The sequence below is a fragment of the Eubacterium oxidoreducens genome (genome assembly GCF_900104415.1).
Lineage (GTDB): Bacteria > Bacillota > Clostridia > Lachnospirales > Lachnospiraceae > Eubacterium_C > Eubacterium_C oxidoreducens.
In genome coordinates this window covers 89,870-110,204 of record NZ_FMXR01000007.1, presented here as the reverse complement: position 1 = coordinate 110,204, position 20,335 = coordinate 89,870, and the positions used below count along the sequence as shown (strand labels likewise).

17 protein-coding genes are annotated in these 20,335 nt (G+C 41.0%); 3 read left to right on the top strand and 14 right to left on the bottom strand.

The window, feature by feature from the left end:
• Positions 1-2: 2 nt before the first annotated feature.
• Genes BLS20_RS04775 through BLS20_RS04765 form a run of 3 tightly spaced genes read right to left on the bottom strand, consistent with a single transcriptional unit; the run spans position 3 to position 6,570 of the window.
• Positions 3-2,333 (bottom strand): homocysteine S-methyltransferase family protein, encoded by a 2,331-nt coding sequence (locus tag BLS20_RS04775; protein ID WP_090172792.1) that lies wholly within the window; start codon positions 2,331-2,333, stop codon positions 3-5.
• A complete protein-coding gene (locus BLS20_RS04770; RefSeq protein WP_207645149.1) occupies positions 2,326-2,991 on the bottom strand; it encodes a vitamin B12 dependent-methionine synthase activation domain-containing protein in 666 nt (221 codons plus the stop codon). The genes BLS20_RS04775 and BLS20_RS04770 overlap by 8 nt, the downstream gene beginning before the upstream one ends.
• 54 nt (positions 2,992-3,045) lie before the next feature.
• On the bottom strand, positions 3,046-6,570 hold the full coding sequence (locus BLS20_RS04765) for an EAL domain-containing protein (protein WP_090172787.1): 3,525 nt from the start codon (positions 6,568-6,570) through the stop codon (positions 3,046-3,048).
• A 187-nt stretch (positions 6,571-6,757) separates the two neighbouring features.
• On the opposite strand from BLS20_RS04765, the gene BLS20_RS04760 reads away from it, so the two are divergent.
• Together BLS20_RS04760 and BLS20_RS04755 are read left to right on the top strand one after the other, a co-directional pair.
• Positions 6,758-7,240, top strand: coding sequence for an RNA polymerase sigma factor (locus BLS20_RS04760; RefSeq protein ID WP_090172785.1), 483 nt, complete (start codon positions 6,758-6,760; stop codon positions 7,238-7,240).
• 67 nt (positions 7,241-7,307) lie between these two features.
• A complete protein-coding gene (locus BLS20_RS04755) occupies positions 7,308-7,847 on the top strand; it encodes a hypothetical protein (RefSeq protein ID WP_207645148.1) in 540 nt (179 codons plus the stop codon).
• On the opposite strand, the gene BLS20_RS04750 is transcribed toward BLS20_RS04755, so the two are convergent.
• Positions 7,766-8,146 (bottom strand): helix-turn-helix transcriptional regulator, encoded by a 381-nt coding sequence (locus tag BLS20_RS04750; protein ID WP_090172781.1) that lies wholly within the window; start codon positions 8,144-8,146, stop codon positions 7,766-7,768. The genes BLS20_RS04755 and BLS20_RS04750 overlap by 82 nt on opposite strands.
• 396 nt (positions 8,147-8,542) lie before the next feature.
• Between BLS20_RS04750 and BLS20_RS04745 the strand changes: the two genes are divergently transcribed.
• Positions 8,543-9,553, top strand: a complete 1,011-nt coding sequence (locus BLS20_RS04745) for an SHOCT domain-containing protein (RefSeq protein ID WP_090172779.1) — start codon at positions 8,543-8,545, stop codon at positions 9,551-9,553.
• Between the two features lie 82 nt (positions 9,554-9,635).
• Here BLS20_RS04745 and BLS20_RS04740 read toward each other — a convergent pair whose 3' ends face one another.
• The 10 genes from BLS20_RS04740 to BLS20_RS04695 all read right to left on the bottom strand — a co-directional run bounded on the left by BLS20_RS04740 (position 9,636) and on the right by BLS20_RS04695 (position 20,253).
• On the bottom strand, positions 9,636-9,932 hold the full coding sequence (locus BLS20_RS04740; protein WP_090172777.1) for a hypothetical protein: 297 nt from the start codon (positions 9,930-9,932) through the stop codon (positions 9,636-9,638).
• Positions 9,929-10,909 (bottom strand): GGDEF domain-containing protein, encoded by a 981-nt coding sequence (locus tag BLS20_RS04735; RefSeq protein WP_090172775.1) that lies wholly within the window; start codon positions 10,907-10,909, stop codon positions 9,929-9,931. Before BLS20_RS04735 ends, BLS20_RS04740 begins: the two co-directional genes overlap by 4 nt.
• Positions 10,910-11,032: 123 nt before the next feature.
• Positions 11,033-12,763, bottom strand: a complete 1,731-nt coding sequence (locus BLS20_RS04730) for a methyl-accepting chemotaxis protein (RefSeq protein WP_090172773.1) — start codon at positions 12,761-12,763, stop codon at positions 11,033-11,035.
• A 199-nt stretch (positions 12,764-12,962) separates the two neighbouring features.
• Positions 12,963-15,974, bottom strand: a complete 3,012-nt coding sequence (locus BLS20_RS04725; protein ID WP_090172771.1) for an RHS repeat domain-containing protein — start codon at positions 15,972-15,974, stop codon at positions 12,963-12,965.
• 163 nt (positions 15,975-16,137) lie between these two features.
• Positions 16,138-16,404: a sensor histidine kinase gene (locus BLS20_RS04720; protein WP_479723607.1), complete on the bottom strand. Its 267-nt coding sequence runs from the start codon at positions 16,402-16,404 to the stop codon at positions 16,138-16,140.
• Between the two features lie 313 nt (positions 16,405-16,717).
• Positions 16,718-18,223 carry a hypothetical protein gene (locus tag BLS20_RS04715; protein ID WP_090172767.1) on the bottom strand — a complete coding sequence of 502 codons (1,506 nt, stop codon included), beginning with the start codon at positions 18,221-18,223 and terminating at the stop codon, positions 16,718-16,720.
• The gene (gene tnpA, locus BLS20_RS04710; RefSeq protein ID WP_090172765.1) at positions 18,220-18,618 is read right to left on the bottom strand and encodes an IS200/IS605 family transposase; all 399 of its coding nucleotides are present in this window, start codon (positions 18,616-18,618) and stop codon (positions 18,220-18,222) included. Before tnpA ends, BLS20_RS04715 begins: the two co-directional genes overlap by 4 nt.
• 195 nt (positions 18,619-18,813) lie before the next feature.
• Complete coding sequence (locus BLS20_RS04705) at positions 18,814-19,209, bottom strand: hypothetical protein (RefSeq protein WP_090172763.1); 396 nt, start codon at positions 19,207-19,209, stop codon at positions 18,814-18,816.
• Between the two features lie 149 nt (positions 19,210-19,358).
• Entirely contained in the window at positions 19,359-19,760 is a 402-nt protein-coding gene (locus tag BLS20_RS04700; RefSeq protein ID WP_090172761.1) for a (deoxy)nucleoside triphosphate pyrophosphohydrolase, read from the bottom strand.
• Positions 19,761-19,776: 16 nt separating this feature from the next.
• Entirely contained in the window at positions 19,777-20,253 is a 477-nt protein-coding gene (locus BLS20_RS04695) for a GNAT family N-acetyltransferase (protein ID WP_423230170.1), read from the bottom strand.
• Positions 20,254-20,335 lie beyond the last annotated feature (82 nt).

Here is a 20,335-nt window from a genome sequence, read left to right as displayed (position 1 = left end):
TTTTACTCCAATACTTCTTTTGCAACATCTACCGAGGCTTTTGCATCCTTGGTATAATAATCCGCTCCAATTTCCTTGGCATACTCCGGTGTTAAAACAGCTCCTCCTACAAATACCTTACAAGGATGAGCCGCTTCCCGAAGTGCCTCAATGGTTTTTTTCATAGATACAACTGTCGTTGTCATAAGCGCCGACAAACCAATGAGATGCACATCCTGTTCAATAGCCGTTTCCACAACCTTTTGCACCGGCACATCACGGCCTAAATCGATCACTTGATATCCATAATTTTCCAAAACAACCTTCACAATATTCTTACCAATATCGTGAATATCGCCTTCGACAGTTGCTACAATAATCTTTCCCTTAGATACATTTTCACCGCCGCGTCTTGCAATCACCTCTTTGATATAATCAAAGCCGGCGCAGGCCGCATTAGCCGAATTAATAAGCTGTGGCAAAAAGATCTCCTGCTTTTCATACTTCTCACCCACAACGTCTAGCGCCGGAATCAGCTTTTTATTAATCACATCAAGCTCCGACATAGATTCTAGCAACTGCTTAGTCAGATTCTTCGTCTCCTCCTTAAGCCCCTTTAAGATTGCACCTTCCACTGACATCTCCTGCGGACCGGTCGTCTCCTTTTGCTCCGTCTTCTCGTTGGCAAAACGCTCTATATAAGAAGCACATCCTGCATCCTCACCGGACAAAGCCTTATAGGAAACAACGGTATCCATAATCTCCTTGGAGTTCGGATTAATGATTGGGAAATCAAGACCACAGCACATCGCCTGCGTCAGGAAATTGGTCGTTACATGATTTCTCTTAGGCAATCCAAAAGAAATATTGCTCACGCCCAAAGTACAATGAAGCCCCAGCTCCTCATGCACTTTTCGAACTGCCTTAAGCGTTTCCACCGCCTGCTCTTGCTGAGCTGATATTGTCAACGTAAGACAATCGATTAACAAATCTTCCCTTGGAATGCCGATGTGCAAAGCTTCCTTTAAGATATATTCTGCAAGTTCAAATCGTTTCTCAGCTGACTGCGGAATCCCATCTTGATCCATGGTAAGTCCAATCACGGCAGCGCCATATTTCTTAACAATCGGTAAAATAGATGCAATCTTATCCGGCTCTGCATTTACCGAATTGACAATTGCCCTACCATTCACCACGCGCAGCCCGGCCTCAATTGCCTCCGGATTGGAAGAATCAATCTGAAGCGGAAGATCCACAACGCTTTGCACAGCCTTTACGACTTCCACCATCATCTGCGGCTCATCGATTCCCGGAAGTCCCACATTGATATCTAGAATATCTGCACCGCCATCCGCCTGTTCAATGGCCTGATTCATAATATAATTCAAGTCATGTTCTTTCAGCGCCTGCTGAAACCGCTTCTTACCGGTAGGATTGATGCGCTCTCCAATCACATTGACTCCCGTAAACTCACACATCTGACCGGATGAACACACACCTCTTCGCAATGTCTTATGCTGCACTTTAGCCGGCTGTAGATTCCGCAAAGAAGCAATAAAGTCCGGCGTCGTACCACAACAGCCACCCATAATAGTAAGACCAAGACCTGCAAATGCCTGCATCTGACTTCCAAATTCGGCTGCGTCCATCGCATATCCACCGGTCTTAGGATCCGGCAATCCCGCATTCGGTTTTACAATCAGTGGCAGGTTGGTCCATTCCGACATCTTTTCAATCAAAGGAAAGATTTCTTTTGGTCCAAGTGAGCAGTTGATGCCCATTGCATCTACGCCAAGCCCCTGCAACGTGACCGCCATACTTTCTACCGTCGTTCCGGTAAATGTACGGCCGTTTTTTTCAAAGCTCATTGTCACCCAGATTGGGAGCGAAGTATGCTCTCTTGCCGCCAACACTGCTGCTTTTACTTCATAAAGATCCGTCATCGTCTCAAAAACAATTCTGTCGGCACCAGCCTTTTCCCCGGCTACAACCATTTCCCGATATATCTCATAAGCTTCTTCAAAAGCCAGTGTTCCAAGCGGCTCTAACATCTCTCCAATCGGTCCGATATCGAGTGCCACCTGCGCATTGTTCCCCGCCGCTTTTTTCGCAATGGCAATATTCGCCCCAATCACCTCTTCTACGCTGTGACCGGTTCCTTTTAATTTATGCGAATTCGCTCCAAATGTATTCGCATAGATTACGTTACTTCCAGCTTCAATATAACTTTTATGTATTTTCTCAAGAATATCCGGATGCTCCATTCCAAAAATCTCCGGTCGATCTCCAATTGCAAGGCCTGCTCCTTGCAGCATAGTTCCCATCGCTCCATCTAACAGCCACAACTTATTCATGACAGTGTTTTCCATCCTTTCTATACTCACAATTCCTAAACATATTACAAGTCTCACAACCGCTTGGGCGTAGCTTTTGGGGTGTATCAGATATTCCCATTACCGCCGTCACGGATTTTCGCGGAATCATCAAATGATTCGTTGTCACAACAAGTCCGATTCTCTTTTCCGTATTCAGTGCATTGCACCACTGTCCTTGCACAGTCAGCGGCAAATCACCATACCCCGGACTAAAACGGCTTGTTAGATATTCCCCTTCCAGTCCGACTTTCACCCTCAGATCCTGCTCAAAATTATTGCAAATATTTTCAACTGCAACACTTGCCACTGCATCCATAATCACCGCATCTGCAAGATTGCGAATCTCCAATTTCATCAGTAACTGCTCAATCTGATTGCCAAGCGTCACTGCCAAAAAGACTGCCCTATTGCAACCTTCCAATTCCCTTGCAACATCATTTCCATCTAATAAAAATTCCTGCGTCTTTCCATCTTCAAGCGGGACAATCCGATATACAAGTCGCGGCGTTACAACTTCTTCTACCTGCCTGATACAAGATGTTATCTGCGCCTTTATCTCATCGGTAATTTCCTGTCCGCGATGACCAAGGTACATCAATATTTCATTTTCATTCAGTTTACTTAATCTCGCTTCCATAATGAGTAAAGTATAGTATATTTAGAATAATTCGTCTACAAAAAAGGAAGCCACTTAGGACTTCCCTGATAACCATCTTTCAAGTACAACATCATACGGCTCTGCTTTTCCATAATAGAATCCTTGTATAAGCTCGCAGCCAATCTCCTTTAAGAAATCCACCTGCTCTTGTTCTTCCACACCTTCACATAACGTACGGATTCCAAACTCCTGCGCCATCTGCACGGTATTTCTCAGAATAATCTTAGAACGCTCTCCAAAATTTCTCATAAATCCCATGTCGATTTTGATTTCATCAAATTCAAAATCACGAAGTGTACTAAGAGAAGAATAACCACTTCCATAATCATCCATTAATACCTGGAATCCATTCTGTCTAAATCTCGCAATCTCCCCGCGCATCTTACGCGGTGCACTCATGACATTAGACTCTGTAATCTCTACTTGAATCAATTCCTTTGGAATATCATATTGCTCTAAGGTTCTTATAAGCTCCGTGAACGGATCCACAACCACAAAATCCACCTTAGACACATTGAAAGATACCGGCACCACTTGAATTCCATGATCCATTGCACATCTTAGATCTTCTGCCACTTTGCTGATAATATAACCATCAAGTTTATGTGTAAGCATATATTCTTCTAAAATCGGAATAAACACTCCCGGAGAGATGGTTCCAAGCTCTGCATCCATCCACCTTGCAAGAACCTCAAATCCAACAATGCTCCCATCTTTCGCACAGATCTTAGGCTGATAATACGCCTTAATATCACCTCGTTCTATCGCTGCGTCAAAATTGTTAATGATATATTCTCTGTTCTGCGTCTCCTTCTTCATCATTTCATTAAAGAAAGTAAAGCGAGACTCATAACTGCGTTTTTCAAAATCACAGGCAATTCTTGCGCGGTCACATGCCGTATGGATATTTACCGGATCTGCATCATTGAAAATATAAATACCGGCTCTGATGGAAAGTGTCTGGCCATGATTCGCATAGCTGATACGCTCAAACAAGCGTTTCAAAAGTTCCTCTAATCCTTCTCGCTTCGTCATTGCATAGAAGCGATCTTCCGCAAATCTTGCACAATATTCCTTACCAAAGATATCCTCTAAAATCCTGGCAAATGCAACCAAAAGATTATCGCCTTCCGTCAAGCCATATTCTGCATTAAATCCCTTAAACCCATTGAAGTTAAATGAAATAATTGTCGGAATAAGCGACTTATCACAAAGCGGATTATCTGCATCATTTGCAAATTCCATAAAATATTCTCTGGTCGGAAGTCCCGTCAGCAAATCGTATCTTGCTTCATAAGCCGCCACAAATGCTGCTAACATTTCTGTCTCTTCTTCACTCTTAGCAAGCTTACCATATCCATTAATCGTCTTTACATTGCCCATTCTTGAGCGAACTGTATAAACATCCTTTCCGGCAAATTTCTCACGATACATTCTTTGATCCGCATGCTTAATAAGTTCATCTAAGGTCGCAATCTTAAATTCTCTTCCCTCCACAAATCCTGCGGATACCGAAAGACTGTCAATATATTCCCCATTCCAATTGGACAATTCTTCCTTAAGCTGCAACTTGACTGCCTCTAACTGCTCCTTCGTAACGAAGAAGATTGCCACAAACTCATCTCCGCCCAAACGATAAATGTCACCGAATGGCGATATTACTTTTTTCAGGCTCGTGGCAGTTCCAATAATCAGTTCATCTCCCGCCTGGTGTCCAAGTGTGTCATTGGTTCCTTTCAAATCATCAATATCAAAACTTGCATAAACAATATCCTCTGCAAGAGGTTCTTGTCCAAGTTCATTCAGCTTTTCTTCATAGGCACGCCGATTATACGTTCCGGTCATACTATCGCGATGTGCCATATAATCAAACTGCTTTTTTTGTTTATTTCGAACAAAAAGAAGTAAGAACAATACCACAATAAGTGTGATAATGATAATTGTTCCTATTACAATCTGCACGACATATTCTCTAATAAACTCTCCGGCAGACAAAGAATATGCCTCGTCTGTATGCTCTCGAATCGAAACTGCAATCTCATCTTCTCCCAACGAGGTAATGCCGCGATTGATAATCGTCAAAAGAGGAGCCTTATCCACCGTCGTATAATAACAAAGCCCTACCGCTCCTTCTAGCTGTGTCTTTTTGAACTGAGTGCCACCTTGAAGTTCCAAGCTTTCCGTATAAGTATTTAAGATTGTCCCGTCTGCTTCGCCGCGTCTTACCGCTTGCAAACACTCCTCTACAGAAGCATACGAATCATCATACTCTACCTCCGGATAATAATCAGACAGATAAGTTCTTTGAATCGGGCTTCCTTTGATAAGCGCCAGCTTTCCATCTTCCATAGCCTCTGCATTATCCTTATATACCAAAATCATCTGACTGCCAAGAATATTGCTGCTTTGCATAAGACCATTCGTTTCCGTTGCCGACAAATCATCTGCGGCAGGCCCAATCAGATCCAGCTTACCGCTTTTAAGATCCTCAAGCATCTCTTCATTATCTGCATACGCAACAAAATTAATCTCTACATCAATATGTTTTTCTTCAAAAGCTTTGTTCACAACATCAATAAATGTTCCAACTGCCTTCCCTTTTCGCAAGGAAGAAAATGGCGCAAATGATTCTAAATATCCGATTGTAATCGAATCATGCTCATTTAACCACTCTTTTTCATTTATGGATACTTGTGTCTTTACACCGGCAGTATCAAAATATTTTTCGGACAGGTGCGCTGTCAGATATGGCTCAGACTCTTCCACTTCCACCTGTGCCTCATTTAACTGCTGCAGCAAATCACTTCTTTGGGTACTCACAGCAAGATAAAAATCCGCATATCCGATTCTAGCAAGTGGCATCAGATTATGATCTCCCACATGCGCACTGTCTCTATCCGCAATCGCCGCAATTTCATGATTCTCCAAAGCCTCTAACATTTGTTCATCGCTGTCATATGAAACAATGTCTATATTTTGTTTGTTTTCCTTGTTCCATCTCTTAAGGCGATTGACCAGTGAAGTTCCTTTTACCACGCCTACACTTATGCCCTTCACTTTTTCTTTTGCCGAAAACTGACCTTCTTGTTCTTCTAGAATAAAGATATAGTAATATTCTCTTCCCATGCCGGAATATGGAAAATCTGCCACTTTCATATTCTCTTCGGTCTTATCCACACCGGCAAGCACATCGATATCTCCACTTTCTAGTTCTTTCATTGCCGATGCACGATTTTTTACATAGACATATTCATATTGCCAACCGGCAATATATGCGATTTTTTGCAAATATTCATATGCATAACCTCTTTTTTTCGCTCCATCAAATGCGCCTTCCATAAAGTTTTCACTTTCATAATAGCCAACGCGTACCGTCTGTCGTTCAATGCCTGACGTCGACTGCTGCTCATCCTGTGTATCCGTCGACACCGTCTGTGAAGCATACATGGGTAAAGCTATCATGCAACACATACAAAAACAAACCACCGCTCCGAACTTTCGCAGTGATTTGCTTCGATTTATAATTTTTTCTTTCGTCCATTCCCCATTTCTCCACATATTTTCTCTATATCCTTAACTCAAGTCTTTTGCAAGTTATTTTAATTATAGGCAATATGTACCATGCCGTCAAGAAAAGCAAATCGATTGTCAGATTTTATATTTTTTTATTTTTCTTGTAACCTTTTTGCCTGTACAATTGTATTATTAGTGAAGGATCCTTAAAAACAAAACAAAGGAGTAGCTCATGAGACTACCTGTTGAAGAGCTGATCAAGCGATATAAAAACAACCTTTATGCGGCGGCATTTAATATATGTAAGAATGCGTCTGATGCGGAAGACGTTGTGCAAGATACATTTGTTCAGTACTATTCATCAAACAAACAATTTGAAACAGAGCAGCACATACGTGCTTGGCTAATTCGCGTGGCAATCAATAAAGCAAAGAATGTGGCAAAGAGTTTTTGGCGGAACCACAACGTTCCCTATGAAGACTACATGGAAACACTGGCCTTCGATTCGCCTGAATCGCAAGATCTATTTGAAACTGTGATGAAACTTCCGGCGAAATATCGAATCGCCATTCACCTATATTATTACGAGGATTACGCCATCCGAGAAATTGCAGATATTCTGAAAATCTCAGAAAGTAATGTAAAAGTCAGACTATCGCGTGGGAGGAAACTGCTCAAAGAAACACTTAAGGAGGCTTGGGAAGATGACGAATAAGCAACGATACAAACAGGCATTTTCAGTTTTAAAAACCTCCGATAATTTTTCTTTGGAGGTCGAGGAAATGAAAAAATCAAATAAAAGAAGAACTATGAAGATTGCAGCTGCGGCTATTGCCGTATGTATTATCGCAGCCGGAAGTGCCGGAACGGCCGCTTATGCCAACAATGTCGGCGGTATCCAGCGTACCATCCAGATCTGGCTCGACGGCGACAAAACTACCGGAACCTTAAACTTCACCGGTGACGGTACCTATGAAATCACTACCGAAAATGAAGACGGCGAGGAAGAAGTTGTGATGGAAGGTGGTGGTATTGCCATTGAAGATGATGGCACAGAACGTCCGCTTACCGAGGAAGAACTTACCGAATCTGCTGCTTTAGATGCGACGGCTCCTGAAATCGAATGGGATACCGAAAACAACAAAGCTATCTTATATTATATGGATCAGGTGACTGACATCACCGACAAGTTTGAAGACGGCGTCTGCTATCTGACACTGGAAAATGGTAGCGAAACCATCTATCTTACCGCTGTATGGAATGTTGGTATGGCATATAGCCCTGACAAATATTGTAGCCCTGATGAGTTTACAGCTAAATAATCTAAATAAAAGCAACAAGCAGAGGCCTCAGCCTCTGCTTGTTCTTCTTTTTCTCTATGAACCGATTCGTTATCCCTGTCGCCACAGATGATGTCATCTATGGTCGTGTCGAACAGTCTGCTTAGCGCATACATGTTGTCGACTGTCGGAAGGGAATCTCCTCGCTGCCACTTATATACGGCCTGCTCGGAGTTAAATCCCATATACTCACTGACCTGAGCCACGGTGAGATGATGAGATATGCGAAGTTCTCGAATTCGTTCTCCTGTTTTCACTACATCAATTATTGGATATTCCATGTAGATTGCCTCCTTGTAAATAGTGTTACCTGGTTTATGTTACATTTCATTACAATCATCCTCTGTCCTAGGACATTCGGCACCGCTGCCTCCGGGGGATGTTAAGGCTTGTTATAGTTACTTTATTTTGTTGATGGTTTTTCATTATATAACGTTCGAAAAACATATGCAAGAGTTTTTTTACTAAACTTCAGGTTCACACTTTTTTTGCAAACAGTTTATAAATACTATAGAATCGTCTTTCACAAAAATCTCAAAAATACCGCCTCTTACGAGACGAGCCCTTCAATCCCCTCCCCCTCCCCTCCCCATTTTCAGCCCGTATTATCGTACTTTTATTAATTTATTCTTTATACATCCCCAAAACAGCATTCATACATAAGGAGGGTATTGTTTATGAACGACGAACAAATCTTAAAACTCAAGCAACTCAAAGAACTGCTTGATGCAGGTATCATTAATCAAGAAGATTTCGATAATCAAAAAGAAAAGATTCTTGCAAACGACTCCGCAACAACGCAAGCATCACCTTCAGATGATGCCGCCACGCAGGCTGTATCATCCGTCACAGGAACGCAGCCAAAATCACCGACTGATCCGTATGCTGCTTCAAAAGAACTAAAGCAAAAGGAAAAAGCATTGGCGAAAGCAGAAAAACTGGCAGCTAGAAGATCAAAACCATTTTACAAAAAGGTATGGTTTTGGATTGTCATTGTGATTATCTTTCTAATCATTATCTCGGCCGCAACAAGCGATGTCGATTCTACCTCTGACTCCGACCAGAGCCAGACACAAACCGAATCACAGGCCGACAACAAGGTTACAGCACTTGCCGCCCAATACTCTGGTTCTACGGAAGCAGGCGTAACGCTAAGCACCGATAATTCTGATATTGCAGTCACTGCTACCTACGAAGATGGTTCCTCTGAGGAAATATCTGACTGGGAAATTGCCGAATCTAAGACGCTAAAAGCCGGTAAAGACACCACGGTACAGATTCAATATGAAGATGTCACCTGTGATCTTACCGTTACCTGTACCACGCAGACCAAAAAGCAGTACAAAAAGAGCTGCGAATCTGTCGAATATACGGCGATTGCCCGCAATCCGGATAGCTACATCGGGAAGAATATTAAGTTCTACGGACAGGTCATCCAGGTAATGGAATCCGGAAATGATGTCACTCTTAGAATTGCCACCAAAGAAGAAGAATATCTTGGCTATTATGATGATGTTGTTCTTGTTGCCTACACATATGCAGACGGAGATTCTAAAATTTTGGAAGACGATATGATTACGGTCTGGGGAGAATGCCTTGGAACCACAACCTACGAGTCGGTTCTTGGAGGAGATATTACGATTCCATCCATGTCAGCTAAATATGTCAAAATAGAATCTGCTGAATAAACATTTAAGAAAGAAAATGGAAGCCGCCAGTTGATTGCTCAACCGGGCGGCTTTCTTAACCATCTTTCGTGTCAAAAATCCCCTATTTTTCTCTATCCAAGCCATAATTTAAGATTTCGTTGTATCGGGCATTTGCCTGTTCACTTGCTTTCTTCTCGCGCCACGCCTCAATCTCACTGCAGATTGCCAGCATCTCATCTACCACCAACTCGACGCTGCGCGGCTGTACATGATAAAGATAGGCTTCCATCCTTTGCATAGCTTTTGGACTTCCAAGCCCTCTTGCAATCTGGTCTCCAAGTTCCTCCGGAAATCCCAGATTCACGATTGCCCGAACAAGCGAGTCATGCGCACGTGCCCATTGTCTTTGAATATTCATAACAAATCCCTTCGATATTTATCACGCTGTACCTTCATTTCATACATCTTGGCATCAGCTTTTTCAATGTACTCATCCAAAGAAACCATATGTTCCTTTATCGGCTCAAATACCCAGCCATAGCTTGCGCCAACCAGATGCGATGATGACTGCTCCCTATTGTAGGCTTCTAGTTCCGCATCGATCTTTGCACCCATCTCCATTGGTTCCTTGCTTTGCTTATCCAAAGCGCCTATTAACAAGAATTCATCACCACCGGTCCTAACAATTACAGCCCCCTTTGGTGCAGCTTTTGATAACGCTTTGCAAACCGCATCAATTGCCTTGTCCCCCTCACAATGACCATAAGTGTCATTTAGATATTTTAGACCATTGAGATCCGCAACACAGACAAACAGATATTTACCTGATGTACGAGCCTCCTCCAGCACAATATCACTGTGATACTTTAAGCCTTTTCGATTGTAACAACCAGTCTGTGCATCGTGCATACTTTCCTCATAAAGCGCAGCATATTCATCTTCGAGTTTTTTAATAAGCGCCCTATGCTCAGCCTCTTCTCGCAGCTTTCTCATTTTCCATTCGTGAATATCTCGAAGCATGAACAGATAATCATGCCCTTGTGCACTATCTTCTTTTGTTGCATTGCAAAATGTTATTTCCGACCAGTAATACCGGCTGTCTGCCTGACGAATGCGGCACTCGTACGATGTATATACTTTCCTTGCAAGCTCACCCGGAAAATAATCCGGATCTGTAAAGCGCACAAATCCTTCCCTGTCTTCCGGATGAATATTGATATATAAGTCATCACAAAAACCGTCAAATGAATGCATCTCATCTGATAGATTACGCAGCTCACAGTTATAATCAATCACATAACATTCATACGTCTGTTCATTCACCATCAAAATGAGCTGATACAAACTTCTAATTGCATTTCCAACATTTTGTCTTATTTTATCAATATTTATCATCCTGATATCCTCATCGCAAACCCGATCAGCACTCTATTGTCTATTGACCAATCAAGTTACTCTCTGTCGTAAACCATTTTGTGCTAATATTACACAATCTGCCTATTAATTTCAAATAGATTCTTACGAATACCAAAAATAATCCATCTTTCCTTGCATATTTTCTGCTAGAATCTGTAACTGCGCTGCCGCTTCAGATATTGTGGAAAATGTTGCATTCAGCTCTTCCATAGAAGCGTTGGTCTCCTCTGTGGAAGCTGCATTTTCCTCGGAAATTGCAGACAAATCGTCAATAATCCCAAGCAACGATTCTTTTGCACTTTGCAGATCTTGTACCTGCGTCGCAATCTCATAGGTGCTCTTAGAAACACTATCCACTTTCTGCGATACCAGCACGATATCCTCCTGCGTATTCGTAATCTGATCTGCCTGCGCTGTGAAGTTTTCATTCAGATTCTTCATTACTTCAACCGAAGCTGCTGCGTCAGATAATAGTTTATTCACAACTTCCTTGATACTATCAGCACTCTGTGCACTTTGATCTGCAAGCTCGCGAATTTCATCTGCAACAACAGCAAATCCTTTTCCGGCTTCTCCGGCTCTTGCTGCCTCAATCGAAGCATTCAGTGACAGCAGATTGGTCTGCGTCGCAATATCTGTAATCGCCTGCGTAAACTGAGAAATCTCCTGCGCAGAATTATTGGTTGAATCTATGGTATCACCAATTGCATGAACAGAAGCCGTCACATTTTCACTTTGGATGAGTAATTGCTCCATTGCACCGGACGCACTGTCTGCCGCAGCCTTCATATCCTTTGCGTAATCATCTAGCCGCTGAACATTTGAAGCAATAACTTCTATCCCATCCCCAATATCATTCGTATCTGATACAGCCTCTTGCACATTTTCAGCCTGGGATACAGAGCCCTTTGTGATTTCATCCACAGCTGCTGATACCTGTGCGGAAGCACTACTTGCCACAGAGGCAGAAGAAGAAAGCTCATCTCCGGATTCCTTTAACTCAGCCGACATCTTCTTTGTTGCACTGATTACCTCCTCTAGCTTATCGTCTAGCATCTTCGCACTTTCCGCAATCGTGCCAAGCTCATCGCCTCTAGTCAATGCCTCCTCGTCAAATTGTCTATTCAATCCGCCTTGCGACAAACCGATAATTTCATCTGCTACTTGATTCATCTGTTTCGATATTTTTCTTGATATGAACATACTAATAATCGAAACAATTGCAATCAATACAACCGCAACGATAATCATCATCATCGTCATCCGTGAAATAGCTGTTGTCACATCCGAACTTTCACGACCGCTGAAGATCATTCCGACAATTGTCCCATCATCATTTAACAGCGGTACATAATACCCATAATATTTTTCTCCTTCTATTGTTATGTTCGGTGCATAGTAGTTATTACCACTTTGTAATACCTCTTCTACAACTTCCTCATTCGCATCTGTACCGACAAGTCTTTCCTGTGAACCCTCCTTCATAATGGTGGTGACAACTCTCGTCCCTTGATAGAAAATTGTATAATCCAATCCGGTCTGTTCTTTTAACTGATCCATAATGATCTCATAATCAGTTGCGACTTGCTGATCTCCCTTTTGTAATCCCTGTTCTTCATCATAAGTCCAATCCCCCTCATAAGAGTTATCTGCCTCGCTATCAAACTGCTCTGCTGCGGTGCGAAGTGTTTCTTCAATCAACATCTTATAGGTGTTTGTATATTCCGCAATACTAAATACTGTCAGAATGATTGCTAATAATATCGTGGCCAAATTGGCAATCAGCATGACTCGTGCTACTAGTTTTTTTGTTTTCTTTTCTTTCCTCTTCATTTTAATACTCCTAGTTTTATCTTATTTCGGCGAAAACCTTTTTTATTATAACACTTCATTCGCGAAATACCATACTTTTTTACCATCTTGCGGAGAGTTTTTACTATTTTTTCTAACTTTTTGGTACCTTTCTCACCCATCATAGCGCGCAAACTAACGAAAAGGCCGCGCACAAAGCGCGACCTTTATCTCGATAAAATTATTTCACAATAATCTTCACTGTTTTTGTAAGCTTTTTATAATTATGATTTCCTGCAGCTGTAACGGTAATCTTATAAGTTCCTTTTTTGCATTTCTTTGGCAGTGTCACTTTTCCCTTCGTGTTCACGGTGATTTTAGCTTTTTTTGCTTGTTTACTCAGTGTATATTGAAGTTTTCCTTCTGCTTTTTTCGCACCGATTGAGAAGGTCTTTGTTTTTTTCAAACGATCTTGCTTATACGTCTTTTTCGTATAAGTGACTGTTAATGGATTTTTTGCCTTCGTGATTTTGAAGTTCTTTGCAAGCGTTCCGCTGTATTCACCTTTACCCGTGATTGTTACTGTGGCGGTTCCGACATCTTTATTATTCTTATACGAAACCGTATAATCAGTTCCCTTTTTCAGGGTTCTTGCGCCCTTCTTTACAACCAATGACAACGTTATTGCTTTACCGGTATATGTCATATTTTTTATTCCGGTTACCGTCACATCATTCATCGATGTAACAGAAAGTTTTGCTATCTTAACTGTCTTTGTAACATTGCATTTCTCACAGGTATACGTCATTACCCCCTCTTGCGTTGTTGTTGCTGCCTTAGTGATCTTACCTTCACCCCAGCTATGAGAGCAATTATTAAGTTCAAAATAGCTATATTGCACATTTCCAAACGCATCCTTAACCCTGCAACGATACTCTTCTCGTTTTGTTGTCGCAACTGTATAAGAAGCGCTTGTCGCCTCATCAATCTTCACATAGCCCGTATTGCTGTTATATTTATACCACTGATATGTAATAGCACCGGAAGATGCCATTAGCTTCACACTCATCGTAATACCTTCTAATTGATTAGAAGATGAATATCCATAGTTCACATTTCCACTACCCCTTAACACATAAAGATAGAAATATATTTTTTGCTCATTTCCATAAGCATCTGCTACCCTGCATCGATATTTCTGATTGCTTGTGATGGCACCGGTCGTATAACTAGCTGATGTTGCTCCGCTTATCCTGGTATATCCATTATCTTCATCATACAGATACCATGTGTAGGTTAGTTGTTCTCCATCGTTTACGGACGCATCTACCGACAGTGTTTTACTTTCGTTTACCGCAACATTATACTCAAATTCATAGTCTCCATCCGTATCACGTGTTACCTCAAATCCACTGTCGATATAAATATAAAAATACACGTTTCGATAATTTCCATAAGCATCTACTACCGTACATAGATATTCCTGATTGCTTGTGATGGCACCGGTCGTATAACTTGCCGATGTTGCTTCGCTTATCCTGATATATCCATCATCTTCATCATACAGATACCAGGTGTAGGTTAGTTGTTCTCCATCGTTTACAGACGCATTTACCGACAGCGTTTTACTTTCATTTGCCGCAACATAATACACAAATCCATAGTCTCCATCTGTATCACGTGTTACCTCAAATCCACTGTCGATAGAAATATAAAAATACACGTATTCATACTTTCCATAGTCATCGGCCACCTTGCATCGATATTCCTGATTGCTTGTGATGGCACCGGTCGTATAACTTGCCGATGTTGCTTCGCTTATCCTGATATATCCATCATCTTCATCATACAGATACCAGGTGTAGGTTAGTTGTTCTCCATCGTTTACAGACGCATTTACCGACAGCGTTTTACTTTCATTTGCCGCAACATTATACTCAAATTCATAGTCTCCATCCGTATCACGTGTTACCTCAAATCCACTGTCGATGTAAATATAAAAATACACGTTTTCATAATTTCCATAGTCATCGGCCACTATACATCGATATCTCTGATTACCTGTGATGGCACCGGTCGTATAACTAGATGATGTTGCTTCGCTTATCCTGGTATATCCATCATCTTCATCATCCAGATACCAGGTGTAGGTTAGTTGTTCTCCATCGTTTACAGACGCATTTACCGACAGCGTTTTACTTTCATTTGCCGCAACATAATACTTAAAAAAATAGTCTCCATCCGTATCACATGTTACCTCAAATCCACTGTCGATATAAATATAAAAATACACGTATTCATAATTTCCATAGTCATCGACCACCTTGCATCGATATTCCTGATTGCTTGTGATGGCATCGGTCGTATAACTAGATGATGTTGCTCCACTTATTTCGGTATATTCACCTGCATTCTCATCCCGATGATACCAGGTATAACTAAGTGCTCCTACGTCAACGGATGCTTCCACGGATAGAGTCTTACTTGTATTTCGTGCTACATAATACGTCTTATCCTCATCGTCCACTTCCAATCCCGAATCAACACGAATCAAAAACCCGACACTGTAAGTTGACACAACTTCCTCGTCTTCGATTATCTTGACTTCACAGTATATATCTCTGCTTTGTGACACTGTCATGCTATAACTGCTGTTACTACAATTTAAGTTTACACCTCCGTTTACATCATACCACGCATATTCCGCCGACGTTGTTGTGGTATACCGTATAAACACCTCCGGCGACAGCGTAAGTGTATCACCAGGATGTGCTTCCAACTCCTGAAGTGCTGTATCTACATAATAACGTGTTTTTTCAACCTGAAGGTTATACGTATCCGATGCTTCACAGCTTACGGCTTCTATATAATACGTAGTATCTGCTTCAAGGGTTCTCACCAGCTTAAAATTATGACCGTCGAGCCCATCATCATTAAACGCGATATAAGTATCATCTAAATTATCTGCATAAAGAAACATCTTAGGATCAATTCCATTGCTACTGTAAATCGTATACATCGTTGTCTCAGACGGCGTAAAACTATACCACAATGACGAATTGTCCTCATCAATCACTACCTCATACGTTTCGCCTTCAGATACCGCAATCGCATGATCTGCGTCGGTATTCGTAACCGAAGCGTAAGCTGTAACACTTCCATCTCCCGTCCCACTAACTAAAGTAAATCCCGTAGCAACCATCAGCGCAAGTGCGATGGAAACCAGCTTTTTCCACGTTTTTTTACATTTCATAATTTCACTCCTCACTTATAAATCTGCAAATGTCCCTAACAGGACAACTTAGCTTAGTCGATGCCCCCCTCGACTAGCCCCCTAAAACATAGATATTATATCATCTATACTGTTTGATAACCAATAATTAATTTTTATTGACGCACGCTACATCAAAGTCATCCTAAAAACAGACCAAAATTGTTGTCCCTAGACCCGGTGCACTATCTAGCGCAATCTGTGCATCATGAATCTCTATGATATGTTTTACAATAGCAAGCCCTAATCCGGTTCCGCCGGTTGCTTTCGAGCGGCTCTTATCCACCCTATAGAATCGCTCAAATACACGTTCTTGCTCTGCCGCCGGAATCCCAATTCCATTATCCTTAACGATAAGTAGTGGCTGCAAGATTCCCACCGATGCAGACGAGCTTTGAATAATTGCCGTCAAAACCGCCCCGATTACTATTCCTTTTTACCTCGATTCTTTTCTTATCATTTCTTCTTTTCAACCTACTAAATGATACGCATCGAAACTGACTGCTCCCGACGGCTAAAGCCGCGGGGTTCCAAAACAGATCTAGTATCACTTAAGATTCTTACATACAAAGAAGCTTTGTGTCCTAAAAGGATTTAAGACTTCTTTTTATATATAAGTGTACTGTCCGGTATAACTAGCTGTTCTTAAATGGAATTTTCAGGCAACATCCCTACGGATGATTAGCACCTGCGGATCCAGTCGAACCCGTTTACTGTATTAATAGTTACGATGCTACCTTGATATGCTTTAGCCCAAATGATGATGGATAGCTGGCGTCATCATTTTGCATCTTTATAATCAAATCGTTATGGTTCTTCAGAAAGTCTTTAAAAGTATCATTACACCTGTCTCTACTAGTGTGATTAAGAGTCTCATCACTATTCATTAAGAGAAATGCCGAGTACAAATCTCTTTGTACACAGTTATTACCTATCCATGTATGTCTCATGGTTAAATGCTTTTTAATATAATCATTAGATATATGATTATATTGACTGGCTCTAAATGTCCGGGTATTAATCTTATGAAGCTTAATCCCTTCATAGTTAAGCTTTCTTTCAATAATACATATCAGCTTAGCAGGAGCATGGTTTTTAATAGACTTTCCAAAACGACCTTTACGATTAATCTTACCGGTCTTGCTATAAGTTGTTTCTTTTGATCGATGCTGCAATCCTTTAAAAGTCATAGACTCTACATAGATATCATCTCCATGAGAAATGATTTCATTTGCTAATGCTTCATGGCTGTCTTTTAATGCAGCTGCCTGTTTACGTTCTAGAGAACGCTTTTTAGCAGCTAAAGTCTTATAATGATTTGACATAAACCAGCGAAGCTTAATACCTCGCTTAATAGTACCATCATGATTATAATTGCCAGGGTTAGTAGCACGTCTTGATCTATCTAAAGCCCTCTGAATCCTGTTAAGTTCTCTTGAATAATCTTTTACATCAGAACCTAGTTCTTGAAGGATAACTCCATCTGAATGAGACACGGCTATTGTTGATGTGCCGATATCTATACCAACACGACCTGTTCCTATATGGGAATTAGGCTTTACAGGTGGTTCACCCTCAAAAACGAACTGTACATAATAATGCCAGCGACTACCTACCTGCATACGCTTAATACGATTATAACAAAGTTTATGTTTCATACAGGCTTTAGTATATTCGTATTCCTTAAACGCAGAACTGCCCAATGTACCATGCTTAGGCATCTGGACCTGAATAGAAAGCTTATTCCATTCAATACGACCATCCTTGTATCTGATGCCGGAAGTATTCTTCTTACCTTCCATAGATAGAAAATCGTTATATTTATGAAAATGTAGACGCTTTCCATTGCTATAGAGAACTTCTTCTACAGACCTCCATACGTGAGTAGCTATCTTTTGGGCTGCATGAGAATCAATATGCTTTTTATATTTGTGTTGCTGTATTTTAACAAAACTATGCAGTTGGTATTCCGATAATCCATAACTTACACGAACAACCTGAAGCTCTTTATTAACGCGGTTAATCTCTTTTTTAGAAGCCTCAGAATCCTTAAGTGCATACCTTTCGGACAGGAGAGCTTGATATACAGGATCTTGTTTCATAAGTCGCAGCTGTTTACTGGCATAAGCGGTTACAATATTAGAAATCTTATAGCCATAGTAGAAACGCTTAGCTAGTACAGCTTCATCATATTCAGTTGTATTAAGTTTAAGCGTTAGTACAAAATTCATGTGTTCTTCTGATCCTCGATATACTTAGTTATTGTGTCTTCATTTATACGCCCGACTGTACAACAGAAATAGCTTCTGGTCCAAAGAGAAGGAATTCTTGATTTAAGCCAAGGGAACTCCTCTCTAAGTATCCTTGAAGAATAGCCTTTAAATTCTCTGATGGTCTCATGAACATGGAGCCTTGGATCCATATCAATAAACATATGTACATGGTCAGGCATTACCTCAAGAGCCTTGATTTCTATTTCATAGCGTTCAGCTACTTCATATAACAGCTCTTTAAGACGGATATCAACACCATCTATAAGAACCTTACGTCTATACTTTGGGCAAAATATAATATGGTATTGGTTTTTATATACAATGCCCTTTTTATGTTTATAACCATCTGCCATAACAAAAGCCTCCTGTTTTTTTATATAGCTTATTCTATCATAAACATTAGATACCTGCAAGCTATCTAATACAAAATTATAAAAAACCATTCATCCCCATGGCTAAAGCCAGTGGCTTTCTGGCTAAAACGTTGTAAAATCCATGTAAAACTATAAAAGGCCCGTCAACAAAGACGAGCCTTTCGAATACGTTTTTTATGCTTCCCAGCCAATGACGCATATGCCTTCCGGCAATATACCTCCGCGTTCTACCACGCTGATTGGCTTTATTAATGAGCGATTAGTTGGCTGCAGACCATCTAATTCAAAGATTCCTGCATTGGTTCCTACTTTGATTTCTTCATTTGGATCTTGCACTACAGCAAATTTCTTCTTTCCATACATGATCTTTCCATACTCTTCTTTATCAACCATCACACGCACTTTTCCAGCTATGCCCTTATTGCTTTCACCAAATAAAGTCACTGTAGATGCCTGAAAACGACTTCCCTCTTTTTCTATTTTCCTCTCAGCCTCCGGATTTGACTCCCTTTTGGCCTCTTTCATTTCCTTACTTAATCCGCGAATTAATGCTTCCCGATCTAATGCCATGTTTCCCATCTCCTTATATTTAATCTTAAGTTTCATCACGCATGTTCTATGTCAGGGCAAATGTCTGCGTTCGCTCATAACACATTACGTCATCTGTTTCTTTTGTAGTTTTTGTCAAAACCGCGCCGTCAACACCGCCTTTATCTGTATTACATATTCTTTTTAATCTTCTCCACCAGCGTCACATCTGCCGGCAACCAGTCCACGCTTGTAAGCTCATCTTTCGTCAGCCATTTGGCCGCCTCATGCTCCTTTAGAACAAGATTGCCCTTCACGATTTCACTCCAAAAACAGTCCATCGACAGGTGAAATGTCGGATAATCATATTCAATCGTATCAATCAAATCGCCAACTAAAATCTCTGTATCCAGTTCTTCCATGATTTCTCGCTTAAGCGCCTGCCTAGGCGACTCTCCATCCTCAATCTTACCTCCCGGGAATTCCCAGCCATCTTTAAAGTCACCATATCCTCGCTGCGTCGCAAAGATCATCGGCTCACCATTTTCATTTGTAGCCTTTATAATTGCTGCCACAACCCGTATCGTCTTCATAATTATATTCTTTTCCCTATAACTCACGAAAATACGGACAAATATCTTCATAATGCCCATCTTTCATCCTAAAACCGTTTGAAATTGTTCCAATCTGTTTAAATCCAAGTCGCTCATACACGCGGCGCGCCATAGTATTACTTTTAACCACCGCATTAAACTGAAGAATCTGGAATCCCAATTTTTTCGCCTGTTTCATGCAATCAATCACCAACTGCTCACCAATGCGCCTTCCACGCGCATGCTTCAAAACTGCGTAACTCGCATTGCAGATATGACCACATCTTCCAACATTATTCGGATGAAGAATATATACTCCCACAACGGATTCTGATTCCACTGCTACTCCGGTATAACTTTGTGATGCAAAAAACTCTGCGCCACTTTTCATATCCAACTCTTCTTCCTGCGGAAATGCGTTCCCTTCTCCTACTACTTCATTCCAGATTTTAATCATCTGAGGCAAATCCTCTTTTGTATATTTTCTTACCATTGTTACCAACCCTCTTATCTTATTTTTTCTTGTCCTCATTATGCGATTGCATCTTGATGACTTCTCGGCATTATCATAATAT

What these genes read in the sequence shown, in the direction of transcription:
- BLS20_RS04730 (WP_090172773.1), bottom strand. Translation starts at nt 12,763, where the DNA reads ATGAAGAGGAAAGAAAAGAAAACAAAAAAACTAGTAGCACGAGTCATG.
- BLS20_RS04765 (WP_090172787.1), bottom strand. Translation starts at nt 6,570, where the DNA reads ATGTGGAGAAATGGGGAATGGACGAAAGAAAAAATTATAAATCGAAGC.
- BLS20_RS04770 (WP_207645149.1), bottom strand. Translation starts at nt 2,991, where the DNA reads ATGGAAGCGAGATTAAGTAAACTGAATGAAAATGAAATATTGATGTAC.
- BLS20_RS04740 (WP_090172777.1), bottom strand. Translation starts at nt 9,932, where the DNA reads ATGAATATTCAAAGACAATGGGCACGTGCGCATGACTCGCTTGTTCGG.
- BLS20_RS04700 (WP_090172761.1), bottom strand. Translation starts at nt 19,760, where the DNA reads ATGAAGACGATACGGGTTGTGGCAGCAATTATAAAGGCTACAAATGAA.
- BLS20_RS04745 (WP_090172779.1), top strand. Translation starts at nt 8,543, where the DNA reads ATGAACGACGAACAAATCTTAAAACTCAAGCAACTCAAAGAACTGCTT.
- BLS20_RS04755 (WP_207645148.1), top strand. Translation starts at nt 7,308, where the DNA reads ATGAAAAAATCAAATAAAAGAAGAACTATGAAGATTGCAGCTGCGGCT.
- BLS20_RS04775 (WP_090172792.1), bottom strand. Translation starts at nt 2,333, where the DNA reads ATGAATAAGTTGTGGCTGTTAGATGGAGCGATGGGAACTATGCTGCAA.
- tnpA (WP_090172765.1), bottom strand. Translation starts at nt 18,618, where the DNA reads ATGGCAGATGGTTATAAACATAAAAAGGGCATTGTATATAAAAACCAA.
- BLS20_RS04715 (WP_090172767.1), bottom strand. Translation starts at nt 18,223, where the DNA reads ATGAATTTTGTACTAACGCTTAAACTTAATACAACTGAATATGATGAA.
- BLS20_RS04695 (WP_423230170.1), bottom strand. Translation starts at nt 20,253, where the DNA reads ATGGTAAGAAAATATACAAAAGAGGATTTGCCTCAGATGATTAAAATC.
- BLS20_RS04725 (WP_090172771.1), bottom strand. Translation starts at nt 15,974, where the DNA reads ATGAAATGTAAAAAAACGTGGAAAAAGCTGGTTTCCATCGCACTTGCG.
- BLS20_RS04705 (WP_090172763.1), bottom strand. Translation starts at nt 19,209, where the DNA reads ATGGCATTAGATCGGGAAGCATTAATTCGCGGATTAAGTAAGGAAATG.
- BLS20_RS04760 (WP_090172785.1), top strand. Translation starts at nt 6,758, where the DNA reads ATGAGACTACCTGTTGAAGAGCTGATCAAGCGATATAAAAACAACCTT.
- BLS20_RS04750 (WP_090172781.1), bottom strand. Translation starts at nt 8,146, where the DNA reads ATGGAATATCCAATAATTGATGTAGTGAAAACAGGAGAACGAATTCGA.
- BLS20_RS04735 (WP_090172775.1), bottom strand. Translation starts at nt 10,909, where the DNA reads ATGATAAATATTGATAAAATAAGACAAAATGTTGGAAATGCAATTAGA.